Genomic DNA, 19,172 nt, shown 5'->3' on the forward strand with positions numbered 1-19,172 from the left:
CATTGATTTATTGAATTCAGATGAATTTTGAAGATTTTAACCTCAATCGCCAACTGCTCAATGCCATTGCCGATGCGGGGTATGAGGTGCCGTCGCCCATTCAGGAACAGGCCATTCCGCTCGTTTTGGAGGGCCACGATGTGCTTGGAATTGCACAGACCGGAACGGGAAAGACCGCCGCGTATGTATTGCCGCTATTGATGCGCATCAAGTACGCGCAGGGGATGCACCCCCGGGCGCTGATTCTGGCACCAACGCGTGAATTGGTGATGCAGATAGGGGCTGCTCTGGGCGAATTGGCAAAATATACCGACTTGCGGCACGTCGCCATTTATGGCGGCTTGGGCCCAAAAACCCAAATTGAGGCTCTGCAAAAAGGTGTGGATATTGTGGTGGCAACGCCGGGGCGTTTCTTGGATTTGTACCTGCGCGGCGAGATTGTGGTGAAGCAGTTGACCACGCTTGTGATGGACGAAGCCGACAAGATGATGGACATGGGCTTCATGCCTCAAATCAACCGAATTTTGGAAGTAATTCCCCGAAAACGTCAAAATTTGCTGTTTTCAGCAACGTTTCCTGAAAAAGTAGAACGACTTTCAGAAAACTTTTTGGAAGGCCCTATTCGCGTGGAAGTGACGCCGCAGGCCACTACTGCCGCACGCGTTGACCAAATCATTTATGAAGTTCCCAATTTTAGAACAAAAATTAACCTGCTCGAATTGTTGGTACAGGATACCACAGTTTTTGAACGCGGTATGGTTTTTGTTCGCTCTCGCGAAAATGCCGAGAACATTTATAAATTTTTAAAACGAAAGGTGGTGACCGAAGATGAAGTACGGGTCATTCACGCCAACAAAGGCCAAAACACGCGAATCAACGCGATGGAGGCTTTTAAAGAAGGGAAAGTTCGGATTTTGATTGCCACCGATGTGGCCGCCCGGGGCATTGATGTTACGCAGGTGAGTCACGTGGTAAACTTTGATGTACCCTTGATTTACGAAGATTATGTACACCGCATTGGGCGTACGGGTCGGGCCAATCAGGAAGGGAATGCCATTACATTTGTGACCATTGCGGATGATTATCACATTGCTAAAATTGAAAAAATCATTCGAATGACCATCCCCCGCCAGCCTTTGCCTGAAGCGTTGGAAGTGCCAGAAACGCCTTTCGAAGAGCAACAGGCCCTGTTGCGAGAGTTGGATGAGCAGCGACGCAAAGATGACCCAACTTTTAAGGGGGCATTTCATGAAAAGAAAAATAAAAAAGTTGTAAATTCGAAACCTAAAAATGCGAACCCGCAAAAGAGGGCATCCACATCAGCGAAAAATTCTTTTAAGAGACGAAAAAAGTAAATTTGTCATAATAACCCTTTGAAAGCATCGTTTTAGTAAGACGTTCTGATGAGTTGGTAGCGATGAAAAAAATACAGGCATTCAGTTATTTGGTACTCGGATTGTTAATTGTGCTGGAAACTAAGGCACAAACAATGCAGTTTGTTACGAGCAGCCGCCCGGCTGATACCAGTAACAAAGCAACCGGGGCCGCTTCCGAGGCTACAGTGGTGAAAAATCTTCACCTATTACCCCTGTTTGGCGAAGTGGCCAAAAGTGGCGAGCAAATTGAATTTGAAATTAATTTTCTGAACGATTGTGACCAAAACTTTCCTACACGCAAGGAAGCCAGTGAGTTTTTTTCGGCGCGTGGTTGGGAATATTTGGATGAAGGCGACCTCGATACGGCTTGTTATCGTTTTAATCTCGCCTATTTGCTCAATCCACAAAATGCCGACACTTATTGGGGCTTGGGCGTGGTGTGTTTTCAACAGGGCCATATCACCGACGCCGAGCGTATGCTCCGCAAAGGCGTTGACCTTGACTCAACCAACGTAGGGTTGCTTGTTGATTTGGCTACCGTCGATTTGATACATTTTAAAGAAAGCAGTGATAAATGGGAATTGATGGAGGCCGAACAAATACTTAATCGAGCCATTCGTCTGGATACCACCTTTGCTACCGCTTACCTCAAAAAGTCGGTGTTGGAATTTCATAAAGGCAATTATGACGCTTCTTGGGACAACTTACACAAGACCCGAGTATTGGATATTGAGCTGCTGGATTATGATTTTATGAAAGAACTCCTCGCCAAAAAATGCGACCCGCTGGGTATTTTTAGTACGCCCAATTAAGGCATTTTATCCCCTCTATCCGCCCGTATTACGGTTTTAAACAGTAATACGGGCGGGACGGCTAGATAGAATCGTACATTAACAATGATTCGCTCCATTACCGCTGCTGATACGTATCCCCTCCGCCACCAAGTTTTGTGGCCGGACCAACCCCTTGATTTTGTCAAAGTACCTGAAGATGAAAAAGGGCTTCATTTTGGCTATTTTGTCGATCATCAGCCTGTATCGGTGATTTCTCTTTTTGTGGATGACCACCGCGTTGCCCGCTTCCGAAAATTTGCCACTCACCCTGATTTCCAGCGCCAAGGGCTGGGAAGCGCCCTTCTCGAAATTGTATTTGAACGCGCCATCGAACTTCAGGCGACGCGAATTTGGTGCGATGCTCGGCTCGACGCTAAGCCATTTTATGAGCGTTTCGGTATGAAACAAGAAGGCGATACATTCTTCAAAGGAAACATTCCTTATGTAAAAATGAACCTCAATTTTTGAGAAGAATACTTGCAATGGTTTCCCCAAATGAGTGCTTACAAGATTGATTTTTGCGTTCTTGTTGCTCATTTTGGGGTAATAGACTCTTTTTTTTGCCATGTATAAGGCTTATGGGAATTTTTTTCTACAATTTACTGTGGAATACTTTTTTTGATAATTTGCCATACATATACTTGTACGTCTTTCGTCCCCGTTTAAGTGGTTTTGGCCAAAAGGGTAATTTTTGGTGGATTGCCTGAATGCCAATGGATTGAAAAAAAATGATTAACGGGAGGGCTCGTACAGCTCCAACTGCGACAACGATTAACCAGTGCGTGCGCACTTAATAATGATGAACAGCGAATCTGCGAAACATGTCTTCTCCGAAAAAGTTGATGATTGGTTAATGGGTTTTTATGACGCCTTCGAGTTTGTAAAGTTGGTTTTTAGAGAGGCATTTTCTGGGGGCTTTGAGTTTACCGAATTTGTTCGGCAATGTTATTCTATCGGTCTCAAATCTCTGCCGTTGATTTCGTTGACGGGATTCGTTACGGGATACGTTTTTACCAAACAATCGCGCCCTTCGCTGATGGAATTTGGCGCTACCTCATGGTTGCCGTCGTTGGTGACGATTGCCATCGTGCGGGCGTTGGCACCGCTGGTTACGTCGCTGATTTGCTCGGGAAAAATAGGATCGGGCATTGGTGCGGAGCTGGGTTCGATGAAAGTGACCGAGCAAATAGACGCCATGGAAGTGTCAGCGGTCAATCCGATTCGTTTTTTGGTGGTTACGCGCGTGGCAGCAGCCACCATTACTATTCCCATTTTATCTTTTTACTGCGCATTGGTGGCGTTGGCGGGTGCTTTTCTTAACGTGACGGTCAACGAAGAAACCAACGTACTGGCCTTTCTGGAGCATGGATTCGACAGTATCGTTTTCTTGGATATAATTACGGCGGTGGTTAAAGCTACCTCTTTTGGGTTTACCATCGGCATGATTGGTTGCTACAAAGGTTTCAACGCTACAAACGGTACCCAAGGGGTAGGACAAGCCGCCAATTCATCGGTGGTCTTATCCATGTTCCTGATTTTTATTGAAGAATTATTTATTGTTCAAGTAGCTAATTGGTTTCGCTAAATTCGCACGCAATCATGGAGAAAACGATTGAAATAAAAAATTTATATAAATCGTTCGGGAGTCTGCACGTATTGTCGGGGGTAGATCTGGATGTGCATGAAAATGAAAATGTAGTGGTATTGGGACGGTCAGGAACGGGAAAGTCGGTGTTGATTAAAATCATTGCGGGGTTACTAACTCCCGACCGTGGAGAAGTAAAAGTATTTGGGCAATCGGTTCCTGATTTGACGGCTAAAGAACTGAATGAGTTGCGGTTAAAGATCGGTTTTTCGTTTCAGAGCAGTGCGTTGTACGACAGTATGACCGTGCGGGAAAACTTGGAGTTTCCACTGGTCAGAAATCTAAAAAACATGACCCGCAAAGAAATAGACAAAGCCGTTGATGAGGTCATCGAAGCCGTAGGGCTGAAAAAAACGTTGGACCAAATGCCGTCGCAACTTTCGGGTGGGCAGCGCAAACGGATTGGAATAGCCCGTACCCTCATCATGAACCCGAAGATAATGCTGTACGATGAGCCAACCGCGGGCCTCGACCCCATTACGTGCCAAGAAATCAATGATTTAATGAATCAGGTAAAGGAAAAATACCGTACTAGTTCCATCATCATCACGCACGATTTAACCTGCGCCAAAGAAACGGGTGACCGGGTGGCGATTTTGTTTGATGGCAAGTTTGCGTATCAAGGCACGTTTGAGGAAGTTTTCGGCAACCCAGATCCCCGCATTCGTAGTTTTTATGATTACAATTTTATCGAACCAAAACTTCAGAATTAATATGAAATCAACGTCAAGGTCGGAAAGCTATAAAGTAAAAGTGGGCATTTTTGTGGTACTTGGGATTATGATTCTGGTCGCGGGGATTCTTATGGTGGGCACTTTGCGCAAAACCTTTGTGAGTAAAATCGACGGGTTTGCCATCTTGGACGACGTAAATGGCCTTACCAAAGGCAGTAATGTGTGGTTTTCGGGTGTTAAGGTCGGCACCGTAAAGCACGTTGCTTTTGTCGAAAACTCTAAAGTAAAAGTAACCTTTGGTATCGAAGAATCTTCCCAAAAATTTATCAAAAAAGACGCCAACGTGAAAGTCAGTACCGACGGTTTGATTGGCAACACCATTATTGTGATTTCGGGCGGTTCGCCAGAAGCCGAAATCGTGGAAGACGGGTATCAGTTTAGGGTTCTAAAAGAGGATTCTCAACAGGATATGCTGAAAACATTGCAGGAGAATAACAAAAATTTACTCGCCATTACGGCTGATTTCAAAGAATTGGTTCGTGGCATCAAAGGTGGAGAAGGTACGGTAGGGAAGTTGTTGACCAAAGATGATTTATACCAAAAATTAAATTCAACCCTCACGGGATTGGAAGCCGCCACGCTCAACGCCAAGGCCACGACGGTGTCGTTGGCGCAGTTTTCCAAAAACTTGAACACGCAGGGTAACTTCGTCAATGACTTGTTGACCGACAAACAGATGTACGGCGATTTGAAACAAACGGTCAGTACGTTGGGAGAAACCTCGCGAAACTTGAAGGAAACCTCCACTTCAGCCAAGAGTTTGGTGACCGATTTGCAGCAGACAACCCATAAAATTGCCAATGACAAAACCAGTACTTTGGGAGTACTTTTGCACGACCCCAAAACGGCCAATAACGTAAGAAATACGCTAAAAAATCTGGAAAGCAGTTCGGCCAAATTGGACGAAAATATGGAGGCGTTGCAACATAATATCCTGCTTAGAAGGTATTTCCGTAAGAAAGATAAAGAGGAAGTCAAGGCTGATACCTCCACCCAAGTGACAACCCTCGAAAAAATGCCTTGATTCCTAAAAGGTTCTTAATTTTGGTTAAGCAAAACAAATGATCCACAAATCATTGCTTTGCTTAACCTTCTTTGTTTATAGCAGCTTACAAATTGGGCTACTTTTAGCGCTTTTCTTATGTACTTCTAATCCTGCATTAAGCCCTTATTAAGGTTGGGGTTATAACTTTGTTGTGTCATTTTGGAAGACACAATCTAAAAAGTTGACCAAAAGACGCCAAAGTTCAAACCTGACCACCTTAAACATATTAATCATGGAAAGTATCCTAATTAAGAAAATAACCGTACCCGTAGATTATAGTGAAACCTCCCGCAGTGCGCTTGCCTTGGCATTAGAAATGAGCCGTCAGCACCAAGCCTCCCTTCATTTGTTGTATGTTGTGGAGCAATATCAATGCATTTCTATTTCCGAAAACGGGTTAATAATTGATTTCTCCAAGGAGTCTATCAAAGCCGCTGAGCTTAAAAGGTTACAAAAGTTAGCTAACGAAGTGATTGATGGCCAGACTGCTTACATGGTTGAATGTCGTATCGCCAATGACCTGTCGACGGCCGTCGTTGAGGCGGCGCTTGAACAAGAAAGTGATTTGATTGTAATGGGTACACAGGTAACATCAGGGTTTGTGTCGCATTTTGTCGGCTCAGTGGCTTATGATGTTGTCAAAACAGCGTCTTGTCCAGTACTTACCGTTCCGAATCATCGAGCATGGACGGCATTCAAAAAGATTTTATTTCCTGTTCGGCCAGTGGCTACGGCGCTAGAAAAGTATGATTTAGCCAAGGAAATGATTAGGCATAATAAGGCTGAGCTGACAGTTTTAGGTCTATATAATGAAGAGACACCGCAGCTTTCTGACGCTCTTACTGAGATGCTCTCCAATTTGGAAATTCAACTGAAGTACGACCGAATTTGGGCTAGTATTGAGTTGGCAGATACTGAAGAAGGTGCCGAACTTGTCTTATTCAAATCCCGTCAGCTAGACGTCGACTTGATTATAATAACGGCTGATGAGAGTGAAACAAGCGGAAGTTTTTTTGAGAGTCCTTATACAGAACAAATTATAAACCAGTCTAAAGTTCCAGTTTTGTCCATCAGACCCGCGCCCGTTAGGGTGGTTCAGATGCAGCCAATTGACGCAATACCAGTATTTTCGGTTGTGGCATAAATTCAGGACGATAAGATAGTCTCTTCGGTGGGAGAGAAGGTAGTATTAGAAATTCACGGTGGATGCCTTATCCTACTGAACTCAAATCGCTCACCCAACATGAGATTATTTTCCTTTTTTTTACTGCTTCTTTCACTTCCCCCGGCTTATGCCCAAAACTGGTACAAAGGCAATCTGCACACGCATTCGCTCTGGAGTGACGGCGATGATTATCCCGAAATGATTATGGATTGGTATAAAGCCAACGGTTATAATTTTGTCGGGTTATCAGACCATAATACGTTTCAGGAAGGAGAAAAATGGGTCAATGTTCCGCGTGTGCCCGAGCGTCGGCGTACATTTGAGCGTTACTTACGTACGTTTGGACCTGATTGGGTCACGTACAAAAAAGGGCCTAACGATTCACTGAAAGTACGCCTGAAAAACTTGCAGGAATACCGCAGTTATTTTAATGACCCAGGTAAGTTTCTCATTATCAAAAGCGAAGAGGTTTCAACAAGCTACGACAGCAAGCCGATTCACATCAACATGACCAACGTGCAAAACCTCATTCGTCCACAGCGAGGCAACAGCGTAGCCGAGGTGATGCAAAACAATATTGACTTGGTGGTAGCGCAGCGCCGCCAAACGGGACAGCCCATGTTTCCGCACATCAATCATCCCAATTTTTACTATGCTATCACCGCGCAGGACCTGATGCAACTACGGTACGAGCGTTTCTTTGAAGTTTTTAATGGCCACCCGATGGTCAATAATTACGGTGACGACAAGCGAGATGGCACCGAGGTGATGTGGGATAAAATCAACGTGCATTTTGTGCAGCAGGGACGCCCGCTTATGTACGGTTTGGCCACCGACGACAGCCACAACTATCAGTTTTTTGGCTTAGAATATAGCAACACTGGCCGTGGTTGGGTCATGGTCAATGCCGCCGATTTGTCGCCGCGTTCCCTGATTGAGTCGCTGGAAGCAGGGCGGTTTTATGCCACGTCGGGCGTAGAATTAGAGAAACTTGTTCAAACACCGTCCAGTATTTCTTTTAAGATTAAAGCGGAGCCTAGTGTCAATTATACCATTCAATGGATTGGGTTGAAGAAGGGCAAAGAAAAGACGGAAATTTTTAAAGAAATCAAAGCAAGTGAAGCGAGCTATACCTTGGCCGAAGATGATTTGATGGTGCGGGCCAAAATTATTTCCAATAAACCAAAATACAATCCATTTAGCGCGGGAGACGTAGAAACGGCTTGGATTCAGCCCATTGCAAAGCTCCAAACCCCGCCCATAAAACTCGGCGTAGTGCCGCTTCCTAACGCCCACGCGCACAACGATTACGAGCAATCGCGGCCGTTGTGGGATGCGCTAGACCAAGGATTTACGAGTGTAGAAGCCGACGTCTATTTAATCAACGACACGCTGTTTGTGGCGCACGAGCGCCCGACCTTCAACAATCCTGCGCATACCTTGGAAAACTTATATTTGAAGCCATTGGCTGAGCGCATTGCCCAAAACGGAAATCAAGTTTATGCGGGCTATAAAGGCCCCGTGTATCTCATGATTGACTTCAAAACCGAGGCCGAAAGTACCTATAAAGCCTTAGACAAATTGCTCCAAAACTATCGTTCTATTTTTACTTCTTATAAAGGCAACAGCTCTAAAGCGGGAGCTGTAACGTTGTTTATTTCGGGTAACCGCCCGATTGAAACGTTGAAAAAATCAAAAGAACGATTGGCGTCTTTGGATGGGCGACCTGCTGATTTGGGTAAGAAACTGAGTGCTCAATTAATGCCCGTGGTGAGTGATAATTACGCAAACCATCTTTCGTGGCGTGGCAAGGGTGAAATGCCCGAAGAGCAGTTTCAAAAATTGAGTCAATTGGTAAAAAAAGTACACGCCGAAGGCAAAAAACTCCGCCTCTGGGCTTGCCCCGAAGACCCGGTCGTTTGGAAAAAACTCCGTGAAGCAGGCGCTGATTTTCTCAGTACCGACCAATTGGAATTGGTGAAGGAGTTTTTACTGGCGAAGCCTTGAAGGTTTTGGTTATTTAATCATCGCGGACTTTGCCGCCATGGCTCTTACAAAATATAAAAAAGGGTAGCCCATAGAGGAATATAGAAAAGCCCTTCCCAATTATTGGGAAGGGCTTTTCTATATTCATTGACGAATTTTAAATTATAACCCCGCAATCAGCTTTTGGTTAAGAACCACGTAATCGTCGTTTTTGGCTTGTTTAGCCATTTCCATCGACTTCATGGCGGTGGCTTTTGCGCCTGCTTTGTCGCCCGCTTTAGCCTGTACTTTGGCTTTCAGGTGCATTACCCAATACGCCGTAGGTTGTGCTTCAACGGCTTTGTTGGCCCATTCCAGCGCTTTGTTGATGTCTTTGCCGTTGTCAAAATAATAGCTGGCGGCTTGGAAATACGGGCGGCTATCTACGGTCATGGCGGTGTTGATTTGTGCCATGATTTTAGCGTCAATATCAGCCACTACTGGTATCTGTACGGCGGTATTTTCCCACAGGATTTGAATGTCGGCCGAAGAGGCGGTGAGGTTACCCAAAATGATGGTAAAATTCTCAATCATCATCGGCAATTGCATCGACTCTACTTTAAAGCGAGCTACATCATCTTCAGTTTTATAGCCCGTTAAACCACTGTTGTTGGCACCTTTGTTAATGATAATTTCCCATTCGTTGGCAGTCGGTACAGAATAGATAGCGTACGAACCTGCTTTTACGGGCACTCCACCCACTTTTACGTCTTCTCCGAAGGTCACTTTGGTGGCGGCGTTGGCACCTGTTCTCCAGATTTTACCAAAAGGCACCAAATCACCAAAAATTTTGCGGCCCTTTGCGGCGGGGCGAGAATAAGTGATTTCGATGGAAGAAAGCGCAAAGTCCTGCTTGAGGGTTTGGGTTGGACTGGGAGCGGGTGTCTTGATTCCCTGGGCCGATGCGCCTACTGAAAATAGGACAAAAAGAAGTACAACAACTTTTTTCATTTGATTTTTGAGGGTTTTGTTTTGATAAGTAATGTGCGTAGTCTATCGACTGTTGGCAGAAGTGTAAACTCAATTATCAGCCAAATAATTCAAAAAAATGAAGTTAAAGTGAAGCATTTGCTTGAATAACGCAAGTGAGTACTGATTTATATCATCATTTTCATGCAGAGAAATGTCGATTTTTGAAAGGTTGGGAATGAGTTTATATCCCTTCGTCGAATCATTTATTAAAACACTGTTTTCCACATGTCAACACAACATACATTTCATATTCCCGTCATGGGGCTGGGATTTACGATGGAATCGCCCATTAAAGTGGCGAGGTTTGGGATTTCGTCAGTTATTTCTATCATTGAAGACGAACTGATGGAACGCCTCCGCGAGTTGTACAGCCCGTGGGTAAATGAGACTTTTGTTCCGATCACTGAGCAGGTGGAGGATTGGCGCGCCAAACGAATTCAGTCATATCTCAATCTTGTCAATCGGATTGTGACGCAACAGGTAGAAAAGCTCCGAAATCTGCCGTTTGTGATGGGTACCGAAATTGTAAAATACTTCGAACTCCTCCCCGACGATTCGTCGGTCAAGGCGCTTTATCAAAACATGATGTCGTTGGAGGAAGGTGAGGCCAAAGCACAGTTGCAGGAAAAATTGCGGGGAGAAATCAAACCGGGGGCGATTGATGTCAACATCATGGCGAAGGTAGACAGAAATAATTACACCAAAGACGGAGAAATGTTGCCCAAGGAGTTTTCGGACGCCCTTTCCAGTTTAAGGGGATTCGCCCAAAGTGATTTGGAATCTTCAGTGGTTTTTTCGGCTGGATACAACCCGCGTTTGTACGCATATATTGATACTTTCAGTGACTTTTTCCCCGATGAAAAAGGCTACCTAAAAAAGAAGATTGTATTGAAAGTAAGCGATTACCGCTCGGCTCTGACCCAAGGAAAAATATTGGCTAAAAAGGGTTTGTGGGTGTCAGAATTCAGAATTGAATCGGGATTGAACTGCGGCGGACACGCGTTTGCGACCGATGGCTTATTGTTGGGGCCAATCATGGAGGAATTTAAAGCCAATCGAGAAGCATTGGCCGCAGAGCTGTGGACGATGTGCAACCAAGCCTTGACGACCAAAGGCGTACCTACGTTTGAAACCCAACCTGTGCTACGTGTCACGGTGCAGGGAGGCATTGGCACGGCCCACGAAAATGCCTTTTTGCTCGACTATTATCAGGCCGATGCCACGGGTTGGGGTAGTCCCTTTTTGTTGGTGCCCGAAGCCACGAGTGTCGACGAAAATACGCTCCAGGCACTGGCTACCGCTAAGCCTGATGATTATTATTTGAGCCATGCCTCGCCGCTAGGGATTCCGTTCAATAACTTTCGGAAAAGTACCGCTCAGCATCAGTTGGCGGCACGGATTGCGAAGAACCGTCCGGGAAGTCCTTGCTATAAAAAGTTTTTGGTGGCCAATACCGAGTTTACCGAAATTCCGATTTGTGCGGCTTCGCGCCAATACCAACATCTGAAAATCAATCAGTTGAAAGAACAAAATCTTTCGCCGGAAGTTTACGAAGCGCAGTTGGCGGAAGTAACGGAAAAGGATTGCCTTTGCGAAGGGCTGGGCGCGTCGGCGTTGTTGAGTGAAGGGCTCAAACCAGCGCACAACCTCAACGCCGTGACGATTTGTCCGGGGCCTAATTTGGCGTATTTCTCGGGGGTTTTTACGTTGCAGCAGATGGTTGACCACATTTATGGGCGCCTGAACTTGCTCAACTCCGTGAAGCGTTCCAACCTGTTTGTGAATGAATTAAGAATGTACGTAAAATACTTTGACGATGAGTTGAAGAAAAGTGCGGACAATCTAACCACCAAGAAGGTACGCTATCTGCAACTATTTCAAAACAATCTTTTGCAAGGTGTTGCTTATTACAAAGAACTCCTTCCCTCACTCAAAAACGAAGCTGAACGTTATCTGGAAGAGATGAAGGAGGAGTTAAATCAGTTTGAAAACACGATAAGAAATAAGACGGTGCCCGTTCCAGTAAATGCCTAAACGTAGGATATTTTTTTAGTGGGTTTAATTGTTTCTAGTGGTCCGCAAGTTTTGCTGACCACTTTTTTGTTTAAAACTGTAGAAAAAGAAAGAGGTTAGTAAACAGATTTGTTCATTAATTGTAAAATTGATAAATTATTACATCCTAAGGAATTTTGATTATGAATAAAGTTGCAATAATCATTCTTGTATTTCTTTGCAGTTCATTTGATGAGCCAAGGCTTAATAGCTTCTTTGTAAGTAAATACAATGGATGTGTTTTGAAAATGAATAAGAGTATCAGAAAGAAATTAAAATGGGAAATGTTTACTAATGGTTCTATAAAGCCTATTTATTCAATTCCAGACAGTGGTTTCTATAGTAAAGAAGGAATTGTTACAAATGATTGCAGAAAAGTAATTTTTATAAATGATTACCCAGTTGGAGAGAAACCAAATGATTCTGAGAAAATGCTCTTTTTTTATGAAGATGGCCATCATACTTCTACCTACAGTTGGAAGGATTTTCAGGTTGACAGCTTAATGATAAGAAGAAGTATAGGTCACTTTGAGTGGTTATTGGATTTTGAATTACAGGATGAGGAACGTAAATTTACGTTGATAACTCGTGATTGGTGGGAATACGAATTTGTAACTTTAACAGGTAAATTTTTGACAAAAAAAAGGCCTGTAGGGTTTGATGAAAACACTGTAATTGTGCGGGGTAAATTTTACAGAAGCCCTGCTACAACCAAATCAAGGATGTACATTACAAAGCAATTAGCGGGTAAAACTGTTCAGGAAAAATATATTGACTTTGACGCTAATCGATTTGGTATTGGGACATGGAATAGTGTTCTTATGATACGAGACGGGGAAGATATTACTCCTGAAAAGTACCGTCGTTTTTTCTAAATGCATTAAATCATATTAAAATCATGACTACAATCACCAAAAATACTCCTCCCGCTGAAATTGAGAAAAAACTCAAAAAAGCGCAACCTAAACCGGTCGGATTAGATACCAGCAAATATTTTGGTAAAGTAAAATGGAAGGAAGATCATTTAAAATTTTAGCAAGAATTTAGGGAAAAGTGTTTTATTGAATTTTGAGCCTATATCTTTGCATCTGTCCCTTGGGCTATGCAACTACACAGCCCAAGGGTTGTAGCATTTACTTCTTCTGCTTTTTCGCCAGTTTTTCCTCTAACACTTTCATATAATACCCTCCCACGACCGAGCGGGCGGTAAAACCTACACGCTTGGCGTTGGGGGTTTCGTGCCAATCGGTAAGGGGTGTGCGAGGTTGGGTCTCGTTGGCAAATTTCCAAACCGGCTGCATCAGGGATTGAAAATCAGCGGGCGATTGCGCCAGTACGGCCGTCCACAAAATCCAGTCGGATTTGGTATAGGTCTTGCGACTGTCGAGCGGTAGGCCGTAGGGTTGCTGTATTTTGAGGTAATATTTGATTTCCTTCTCCGCCACCGAAGGGGGGAAAACGTTAAATTTCAACAGCTTGTCCCAAACCAAATTGTACTTCTGTGACCATGTATTGCCCTTGTCGAACGTCAGGGCGTAGTGGTCGCCCACATCGGCCATTGTTTGCCAACGGGTGGCTAGGCTGAGGGCCAAGTCGAGGTATTTCTTGCCAGTAGCCGCGTCTCCGATTTTATGAGCAAGCTGTCCGTAAGCGGCAATCCCCAAAATAGCTTTGATGGAAAGGTTGGCATTACGGGCCAAATGTCCCGCAAAATCGTCGGTACAAAGCTGATTGGCGGGGTCGAACCCATCCCTTTCTAGAAATTCCACCCAAGTAGAGAGCGTTTTCCAGTGTTGTTTGGCAAAATCTGCGTTCCCTTCAGCGGCGGCGACGGCGGCCGTGAGTAGGAGCATATTGCCACCTTCTTCCACGGGCATGTCTTCGGGGTAAGTTTGTCCGTTGGCTAGTGGATAGGTTCCTACATCATGCGCAGGGAAGGGTTTGGTCCATTGGCCGCTTTCGCTGTAATCAAAGATAGGCCGCAGCATTCCTTTCATCAACTCGATATTGTACGCCAAAAACAACGGAGCCGAAGGGTACGTTACATCTACGGTGCCGATGGAGCCGTTGGAGAAGTTTTCTTTTGAGAAAAACAACAGCTCACCGTTGGGTTTGGCCACTATTTTGTGGGCAGCAATAGCTTGCCGATAGGCTAGGTTGCAGAGTTCAGCGTATTGTTTGCCGCCCACTTTGAAGGCGTCGTTTTCAATGGTTTTATCGAATGCTGCACATTTTAGTTGAATAGCGGGGTACTCTTTTTCGGCCAGTGTCAAGAGTTGTTCGATGGTCACTTTACCCGTTCTATTCCACCACGGGCGCAAGTTTGTGCCAAAATACTGAACCGAGTATACGTCATCGTATGCCACGAGCAAATGACTTGTTTTAAGCGTGTTTTCTACTTTTCCAACGTTAACAACTGCACTTACGGCCATGTCGGCGGCCGTACCCGCAGCAACCGCCGTCGATGAGGTTTGATTACTAACAAAGTTTTCTTTCAACATCCTAAATGCACCGCTTGCGAGTTGGGTTTGGGGGTTTTGAGGAACCGCTAAGTAGGCATAGCCCCAATCAATGCGTACATCATCGCCTTTTTTCTTGAGCAACGGTTGCTCTTTGGTGCCGATAGACAGCCAGTTTAGGTTGGTTGCTTTACCGTTGTTTGTTACTACTTCTTGATTGGGTAAGTTGGTGGCAACGGTGCCTGCTATTCCCGTAAATAATTGTACATCGTGGGGTTTGGCGTCGTTGGATTGCACCGAATAAGTGATGTAGCTGACGGGCCGCGCGGTTACTTCAAGGTCGTTTAATAAAAGAGGAGACAAAAAACTGACCGTCAGATTTATTCCTCCCGCCCTGAAACTATACGTTGTTTTGGTGGCGGTAAGTTCGGCCTTGGTTTGCTCGGCCAATGGAAGCGGCTCGGCTTTAATTTCTTGGGCAAGGCCCGCGTCAATAAAGGCATTTCCGCTGGTGTGCAGTGCATAAATCGTCAACAGGTTTTGGCCTTTTTTTAATGTTTGCAGTGCTTTGGCGGGAATAGTGTACGGACGATAATCTTCGGCTACGCTGTGGTGTTCAAAGAGGGGAATCCCGTTGAGAAACACTTCCACTTCGTCATTGTAAGCCAGCATAAGTCGAAGGGCGCTTGGGTCGGTTTGGCCGTCCCAATCAAAACTGCGCCGAATCCAAACTCCGCCTTTTGTCCAAGACAGGTGGCTGCGGTCGGTGTGTGAACCAAACGGAAGCCGCCCCGTTTGCCATTTAGCATCGTCAAAATTGCTTTCTTTCCAGCTTTCGCTGGGCTTCTCAAAGGTATATTTGACCGAAACGTTGGCATCGGCTCCCGTGGATAAAACGGATTTATATTGGATGGGCGTTGCACCCATAAATTGATAGGCTTTGCCATCTACGCGCACAATCCCTTCCATGGATTGCGGCTTGCTAGTCCAGTGGGTAGTAGCTACATCCGTCAGGTGGTCGCCCTCCGACCAAATGCTGAAATAAGGGTCGTGGGTTATGAGTGGGTAGGCTGGTGGGCGGAGGGTTTGGGCTTGGAGGGTGAGGGAGAAAAGCGCAATGAGGCAGAGCGAATAGCCAAATGCGGCATTTGCATAAATTCGTTGTTGCATGGGTTTTGGAGTGCTTTATTGGATTCTAAGATATGGCGTTAGATTATAAAAACATTTGTTTGATGGTTATACTCAATTTAAAATGAGCGGCCTTTATAGTAGTGCTAAGATTTTGCGAGTATCTTGGAATAAATAATGATACGTAACCATGAAAATTGTAAATAAAGTCTTCAGTCTTCATGGTTGTGCTCTAAAGAAATGTGTATTCGTAATTGGCCAGATATTATGATTTGTATTTATTTGCTAAGGCAATTATTGCCTTAGCATTTTTATTTTGTAATTTAGCGCATACTTTATTGTATCTTATTAAGAAAGATTATGCCTATTTATCATAAACTCGGCAAAATTCCTTCCAAACGGCACATTCAATTTGAGAAGCCTGACGGAGGACTATACTACGAACAACTGTTTGGCACGGTCGGCTTCGACGGCATGGCGTCGTTGATGTATCATGTGCATCGGCCTACGATGGTTAAAGAGATTTTGTCAGAAACGGATGTTTCGCCTAAAATCGCCGTCGAAAAGGGAATAAAAGCGCGGCTGCTGAAAGGCTTTGACGTACCGCCGAAAGGGGATTTTTTAGAAAGCAGAACTCGACTGTTGGTTAACAGTGATGTCCATATTAGTCTGGCGGCACCTCGCCAATCATTGACCTCGTATTTTTACAAAAATGCCGACGCCGACGAGTTGTTGTTTATCCACCGTGGTTCAGGAAAACTGCGCACCCAACTCGGAAATATTCCGTTTGAATACGGTGATTATCTGGTCATTCCAAGGGGTATTATTTATCAAATCGAGTTTGATTCTGAAGATAATCGGTTACTGATTACTGAGTCGTTTCATCCGATTTATACGCCCAAGCGGTACCGAAATTGGTTTGGACAATTGCTCGAACATTCGCCCTATTGTGAGCGTGATTACAAACTTCCCGAAGAACTCGAAACCCACGATGAAGCGGGAGATTTTGTGATGAAAATCAAAAAACAAGGCAAAATTTACGAAATGCTTTATCCTACGCACCCGTTTGACGTGGTCGGGTGGGACGGGTACAATTTTCCCTACGGCTTTTCGATTCATAATTTTGAGCCTATTACGGGGCGTATTCATCAACCGCCGCCTGTACACCAGACCTTTGAGACGAGCGCGTTTGTAGTGTGTTCGTTTTGTCCGCGCTTGTACGACTATCATCCCAAGGCGATTCCCGCGCCCTACAATCACTCGAATATCGACTCCGATGAAGTGATTTACTATGTAGATGGTGATTTTATGAGTCGAAACAACATTGAGCAGGGGCACATCACACTCCATCCGGGCGGTATTCCGCACGGCCCCGCGCCGGGTGCGTACGAGCGGAGCATTGGCAAAAAAGAAACCATCGAGCTCGCCGTCATGATTGATACCTTCAGGCCGTTGATGGTGACCGAAGAAGCCCTCAAAATTGACGATGGAAAGTATTACCAGAGTTGGTTAAGCCCCTAACCCCAAAGGGGAGTTCACATCAAAAAATATATTGTAAATGAATAATAACACGATTTGGCTTACTCCCCCTTCGGGAGGCTGGGGGGCTTCCGATTTTTCGATTCATAATTTGCCTTTCGGTATTTTCTCAACGCCCAAAACACCCAAAAGAGTCGGGGTGGCGCTTGGCTCTTGGATTATTGACATGACCAAACTGGCCGATTTAGGCGCTTTTGGCGGCGTTGAGTTTGATAAAAACGTCTTTCAAAAAGAGTTTCTCAACGACTTTATGGCGGCAGGCAAAGCCGTTCGGGTGGGAGTGAGGCAGGTGTTACAGCAAATTTTTGAAGACCCATGTAGCCCTTTCAAAGGTTTTGCCTCCGATTTTTTGGTTCCCCAAAAAGACGCGGTGTTGCACATGCCCGTCAAAGTGGGTGATTACACTGATTTCTATTCGAGTGAGCAACATGCCTTCAACGTCGGGGCCATGTTTCGCGACCCCCAAAATGCGTTATTGCCCAATTGGAAACATTTGCCAGTGGCGTACCACGGTCGGGCGTCTTCTATTTTTGTGTCAGGTACTGATTTTCATCGACCCAAAGGCCAAACATGTCCCGACGAGACGCAACCGCCGATTTTTGGCCCCACCAAACGCCTTGATATTGAATTGGAAATGGCTGCCATCATTGGCACGGGTAATGAAATCGGTGACTGTATTTCGGTCGATGAAGCAGAAGAACACGTTTTTGGCTTTTTGTTATTCAACGACTGGTCGGCGCGAGATATTCAGAAATGGGAGTATGTGCCACTGGGGCCGTTTTTGGCAAAAAACTTTTTTTCTTCGGTTTCCCCTTGGGTCGTTACGATGGAAGCTCTAGCTCCTTTTCGGGTGCCTACACCTGCGCAAATTCCTGCTGTTTTGCCGTATTTAAAAGGACAACATCTCCAAAATTTTGATGTAACACTGGAGGTCTACATTCAACCAGCAGAGGATAAAGGGCAAGCCGAGTTTTTGCTTTGCCGCTCCAATTTCAAAAATATGTACTGGACCGTAGCGCAGCAGATTGCGCATCATACCATTAATGGCTGTAACCTCAACGTGGGAGATATGCTTGCTTCGGGCACGATTTCGGGTAAAGAACCCGACAGCTTCGGGTCGTTGTTGGAATTGACGTGGGGAGGAAAAAATCCGATTAGGCTTCCCAATGGTTTGGTACGTAAGTTTGTAGAAGATTTCGACACGATTATCATTCGAGGTTTTGCACAAAAAGGTGAAATTAGGGTAGGGTTTGGAGAAGTAAAAACAACTATCTTGCCAGCAAAATAACCTTCATCACCATGCTTACCATCAATCCGAAAGATGTCTCCGTTCCCGTTATTCACCATTATTTGCAAGGCGCAGTGGCACCGCGCCCGATTGCTTTTGCCAGTACGGTCGATAAAGACGGAAACGTTAATTTAAGTCCCTTTAGTTTTTTCAATTTATTCGGCACTAAGCCCCCTACGCTTATTTTTTCGCCCAATCGCCGTGTTCGCGATGCCACCAATAAACATACTCTCGAAAACGTACAAGAAGTGGACGAAGTGGTGATTAACATGGTAGATTATACCATGGTTGAGCAGATGTCGCTGGCGAGTTGTGAATATCCGAAAGGCACCAACGAGTTTGTGAAAGCGGGTTTTACAGAAGTTCCATCCCAACTGGTAAAACCACCTCGGGTGGGGGAGTCGAAAGCCGTTTTTGAGTGTAAAGTCAAGCAGATTATTTCGCTGGGGGAAGAAGGTGGTGCCGCCAACCTGATTATTTGCGAAGTGATTTTAGCGCATTTTTCGGAAGATATTCTCGACGAAAACGGTCGTATTGACCAAAGAAAAACCGACTGGGTAGCCCGCATGGGCGGCGATTGGTACGCACGTGCTTCGGGTGATGCCCTGTTTGAAATTCCGAAACCCAGTACCCAAAGAGGCATTGGGGTTGATTCAATTCCAGACTTTATAAAAACGAATCCATTGTTTACAGGAAATGAACTGGGGCGTTTGGGGAATATTGAAAAATTACCAGAGGTTGAGGAAATAGAGCGTTTTAAAAATGAAAATTGGGAGGAAGACTTTATCCAGTTAGCTAAAAAAATGCTTGTAGAAGGTAAAGTAAAAGATGCTTGGCTGGCGTTGTTGGCAATGGAAGGATAGGGATGGGGCTTTTAATTTATCATTCTGAGAAATCTCCCTTCAAAGATA

The 19,172-nt window shown here is 44.9% G+C and carries 16 protein-coding genes; 14 read left to right on the top strand and 2 right to left on the bottom strand.

The genetic code is table 11. From position 1 onward, the window contains the following. Positions 1-20: 20 nt before the first annotated feature. From GVN20_RS04595 to GVN20_RS04630, 8 genes are all read left to right on the top strand, one after another. A complete protein-coding gene (locus GVN20_RS04595) occupies positions 21-1,355 on the top strand; it encodes a DEAD/DEAH box helicase (RefSeq protein ID WP_166557179.1) in 1,335 nt (444 codons plus the stop codon). 62 nt (positions 1,356-1,417) lie between these two features. Further along, positions 1,418-2,188 carry a tetratricopeptide repeat protein gene (locus GVN20_RS04600; RefSeq protein WP_166557180.1) on the top strand — a complete coding sequence of 257 codons (771 nt, stop codon included), beginning with the start codon at positions 1,418-1,420 and terminating at the stop codon, positions 2,186-2,188. Between the two features lie 84 nt (positions 2,189-2,272). Next, positions 2,273-2,677, top strand: a complete 405-nt coding sequence (locus tag GVN20_RS04605) for a GNAT family N-acetyltransferase (RefSeq protein WP_166557181.1) — start codon at positions 2,273-2,275, stop codon at positions 2,675-2,677. A 331-nt stretch (positions 2,678-3,008) separates the two neighbouring features. After that, a complete protein-coding gene (locus GVN20_RS04610) occupies positions 3,009-3,794 on the top strand; it encodes an ABC transporter permease (RefSeq protein WP_114067032.1) in 786 nt (261 codons plus the stop codon). A gap of 14 nt (positions 3,795-3,808) precedes the next feature. Next, a complete protein-coding gene (locus GVN20_RS04615; RefSeq protein ID WP_206023193.1) occupies positions 3,809-4,567 on the top strand; it encodes an ABC transporter ATP-binding protein in 759 nt (252 codons plus the stop codon). A 1-nt stretch (position 4,568) separates the two neighbouring features. Continuing rightward, positions 4,569-5,612 carry an MlaD family protein gene (locus GVN20_RS04620; protein WP_166557182.1) on the top strand — a complete coding sequence of 348 codons (1,044 nt, stop codon included), beginning with the start codon at positions 4,569-4,571 and terminating at the stop codon, positions 5,610-5,612. A gap of 253 nt (positions 5,613-5,865) precedes the next feature. Then, complete coding sequence (locus GVN20_RS04625; protein WP_166557183.1) at positions 5,866-6,777, top strand: universal stress protein; 912 nt, start codon at positions 5,866-5,868, stop codon at positions 6,775-6,777. A 99-nt stretch (positions 6,778-6,876) separates the two neighbouring features. Further along, positions 6,877-8,805, top strand: coding sequence for a histidinol-phosphatase (locus GVN20_RS04630; protein ID WP_166557184.1), 1,929 nt, complete (start codon positions 6,877-6,879; stop codon positions 8,803-8,805). A 141-nt stretch (positions 8,806-8,946) separates the two neighbouring features. On the opposite strand, the gene GVN20_RS04635 is transcribed toward GVN20_RS04630, so the two are convergent. Next, entirely contained in the window at positions 8,947-9,774 is an 828-nt protein-coding gene (locus GVN20_RS04635) for a DUF2911 domain-containing protein (protein ID WP_166557185.1), read from the bottom strand. A 246-nt stretch (positions 9,775-10,020) separates the two neighbouring features. On the opposite strand from GVN20_RS04635, the gene GVN20_RS04640 reads away from it, so the two are divergent. The 3 genes from GVN20_RS04640 (at position 10,021) to GVN20_RS04650 (ending at position 12,883) form a co-directional block, all read left to right on the top strand. Next, on the top strand, positions 10,021-11,829 hold the full coding sequence (locus tag GVN20_RS04640; protein ID WP_166557186.1) for a hypothetical protein: 1,809 nt from the start codon (positions 10,021-10,023) through the stop codon (positions 11,827-11,829). A gap of 161 nt (positions 11,830-11,990) precedes the next feature. Then, entirely contained in the window at positions 11,991-12,722 is a 732-nt protein-coding gene (locus GVN20_RS04645; protein WP_166557187.1) for a hypothetical protein, read from the top strand. A 23-nt stretch (positions 12,723-12,745) separates the two neighbouring features. Further along, on the top strand, positions 12,746-12,883 hold the full coding sequence (locus GVN20_RS04650; RefSeq protein WP_166557188.1) for a hypothetical protein: 138 nt from the start codon (positions 12,746-12,748) through the stop codon (positions 12,881-12,883). Between the two features lie 97 nt (positions 12,884-12,980). On the opposite strand, the gene GVN20_RS04655 is transcribed toward GVN20_RS04650, so the two are convergent. Beyond that, positions 12,981-15,476 (bottom strand): glutaminase family protein, encoded by a 2,496-nt coding sequence (locus GVN20_RS04655; RefSeq protein WP_166557189.1) that lies wholly within the window; start codon positions 15,474-15,476, stop codon positions 12,981-12,983. 318 nt (positions 15,477-15,794) lie between these two features. On the opposite strand from GVN20_RS04655, the gene GVN20_RS04660 reads away from it, so the two are divergent. The 3 genes from GVN20_RS04660 to GVN20_RS04670 are packed head-to-tail and all read left to right on the top strand — an operon-like array spanning position 15,795 to position 19,124. Further along, positions 15,795-16,955: a homogentisate 1,2-dioxygenase gene (locus GVN20_RS04660; RefSeq protein ID WP_166557190.1), complete on the top strand. Its 1,161-nt coding sequence runs from the start codon at positions 15,795-15,797 to the stop codon at positions 16,953-16,955. Between the two features lie 37 nt (positions 16,956-16,992). Continuing rightward, positions 16,993-18,261, top strand: a complete 1,269-nt coding sequence (fahA, locus tag GVN20_RS04665) for a fumarylacetoacetase (protein WP_166557191.1) — start codon at positions 16,993-16,995, stop codon at positions 18,259-18,261. A gap of 11 nt (positions 18,262-18,272) precedes the next feature. Beyond that, positions 18,273-19,124, top strand: a complete 852-nt coding sequence (locus tag GVN20_RS04670; protein WP_166557192.1) for a flavin reductase family protein — start codon at positions 18,273-18,275, stop codon at positions 19,122-19,124. Positions 19,125-19,172: the final 48 nt, after the last annotated feature.

It is taken from the genome of Runella sp. CRIBMP (genome assembly GCF_009905605.1).
Classification (GTDB): domain Bacteria; phylum Bacteroidota; class Bacteroidia; order Cytophagales; family Spirosomataceae; genus Runella.

Coding starts and splice junctions, on each gene's coding strand:
- GVN20_RS04595 (WP_166557179.1), top strand. CDS start 21: ATGAATTTTGAAGATTTTAACCTCAATCGCCAACTGCTCAATGCCATT.
- GVN20_RS04600 (WP_166557180.1), top strand. CDS start 1,418: ATGAAAAAAATACAGGCATTCAGTTATTTGGTACTCGGATTGTTAATT.
- GVN20_RS04605 (WP_166557181.1), top strand. CDS start 2,273: ATGATTCGCTCCATTACCGCTGCTGATACGTATCCCCTCCGCCACCAA.
- GVN20_RS04610 (WP_114067032.1), top strand. CDS start 3,009: ATGAACAGCGAATCTGCGAAACATGTCTTCTCCGAAAAAGTTGATGAT.
- GVN20_RS04615 (WP_206023193.1), top strand. CDS start 3,809: ATGGAGAAAACGATTGAAATAAAAAATTTATATAAATCGTTCGGGAGT.
- GVN20_RS04620 (WP_166557182.1), top strand. CDS start 4,569: ATGAAATCAACGTCAAGGTCGGAAAGCTATAAAGTAAAAGTGGGCATT.
- GVN20_RS04625 (WP_166557183.1), top strand. CDS start 5,866: ATGGAAAGTATCCTAATTAAGAAAATAACCGTACCCGTAGATTATAGT.
- GVN20_RS04630 (WP_166557184.1), top strand. CDS start 6,877: ATGAGATTATTTTCCTTTTTTTTACTGCTTCTTTCACTTCCCCCGGCT.
- GVN20_RS04635 (WP_166557185.1), bottom strand. CDS start 9,774: ATGAAAAAAGTTGTTGTACTTCTTTTTGTCCTATTTTCAGTAGGCGCA.
- GVN20_RS04640 (WP_166557186.1), top strand. CDS start 10,021: ATGTCAACACAACATACATTTCATATTCCCGTCATGGGGCTGGGATTT.
- GVN20_RS04645 (WP_166557187.1), top strand. CDS start 11,991: ATGAATAAAGTTGCAATAATCATTCTTGTATTTCTTTGCAGTTCATTT.
- GVN20_RS04650 (WP_166557188.1), top strand. CDS start 12,746: ATGACTACAATCACCAAAAATACTCCTCCCGCTGAAATTGAGAAAAAA.
- GVN20_RS04655 (WP_166557189.1), bottom strand. CDS start 15,476: ATGCAACAACGAATTTATGCAAATGCCGCATTTGGCTATTCGCTCTGC.
- GVN20_RS04660 (WP_166557190.1), top strand. CDS start 15,795: ATGCCTATTTATCATAAACTCGGCAAAATTCCTTCCAAACGGCACATT.
- fahA (WP_166557191.1), top strand. CDS start 16,993: ATGAATAATAACACGATTTGGCTTACTCCCCCTTCGGGAGGCTGGGGG.
- GVN20_RS04670 (WP_166557192.1), top strand. CDS start 18,273: ATGCTTACCATCAATCCGAAAGATGTCTCCGTTCCCGTTATTCACCAT.